The 867-nt window shown below is 63.0% G+C and carries 1 protein-coding gene; it reads right to left on the bottom strand.

Features of this window, described 5'->3' with window-relative positions:
• Positions 1 to 209: 209 nt before the first annotated feature.
• The gene (locus D588_RS27925) at positions 210 to 488 is read right to left on the bottom strand and encodes a hypothetical protein (RefSeq protein WP_157836470.1); all 279 of its coding nucleotides are present in this window, start codon (positions 486 to 488) and stop codon (positions 210 to 212) included.
• Positions 489 to 867 lie beyond the last annotated feature (379 nt).

Genomic DNA, 867 nt, shown 5'->3' with positions numbered 1-867 from the left:
CATTTTGATATCTCCTCTAAGCGATTTGTCCGGCAACCCATTGGTGCCTGGAGCCTCCGCAGGGGGCCATCAATTGGCCAGTGCCGCTGCTGGTATAAGTAACGGCAGTCGGTGCGCAACCTTTAGGGATTTACTGCCGAAAATTTGGCGTTTCGGCGATTTGCGTGACACCAGAAACGCGGCGAAAGGCTTGTTTCGGCCGCGCTTCGTCAAACTTTAGGCGTCTTGCACAAGTCGGGGAAAGAGCGGCCTGGATCGCGCCGAGGGCGATGCGCGCGATGCTCTCGATCGTGTGTCGCGTCGACGACGCGAACGCTTGACCTGCCGGTACGCAGCGCATCGCGACGCGACGGCTTGGCCATCTCTCCCTCTACCTGTTTGATCGCCTTACGGCCGTCCATGGCGATGAAGTAGAAGGAGCGTCGGTTGTCCGGCGATGTAGGCAATGCCAGCGCGCTTTCAGGTCGTGCACTGCGTTGATGACGCATGACAGGCGATCTTGAAGTGCGGCCACGGTCATCGCCAACTGCTGACCGCCATCCAGCCCACTGGTCACGTGTCGCGCGACAGCGCAGGCGGTCGGTGGTCATGGCTGTCTCCCGTCGATCCCGCATAACGGGTCGCATGCACGGGATCGCCGCGAATAGCATGGCCACGCCGTCAGCTGGCCGTCGCCCTGCCAGTCATGGCAGCGCTCGCCTTCGGCGTCGAGGACCGGCAACGCGCGGAGATGGCGCTTCCTCCGGGATGCGACGGCCCGTCGCGGGAAGAGGAAACAAAAAAGGCCCCTCCTTGCGGAGGGGCCTCGGTGGCGCAATGCAGCTGGCGACGCTTAGCCCTGGAGCAGGCTCAGCACGCTCTGCGGCG

Origin of the sequence: Xanthomonas sp. SHU 308, from assembly GCF_000364645.1 — a bacterium.
GTDB classification, from domain to species: Bacteria; Pseudomonadota; Gammaproteobacteria; order Xanthomonadales; family Xanthomonadaceae; genus Xanthomonas_A; species Xanthomonas_A sontii.
The sequence above is the reverse complement of the archived record's forward strand: the minus strand, read 5'-3'. Positions and strand labels throughout refer to the sequence as shown.

What these genes read in the sequence shown, in the direction of transcription:
- D588_RS27925 (WP_157836470.1), bottom strand. Translation starts at nt 488, where the DNA reads ATGCGTCATCAACGCAGTGCACGACCTGAAAGCGCGCTGGCATTGCCT.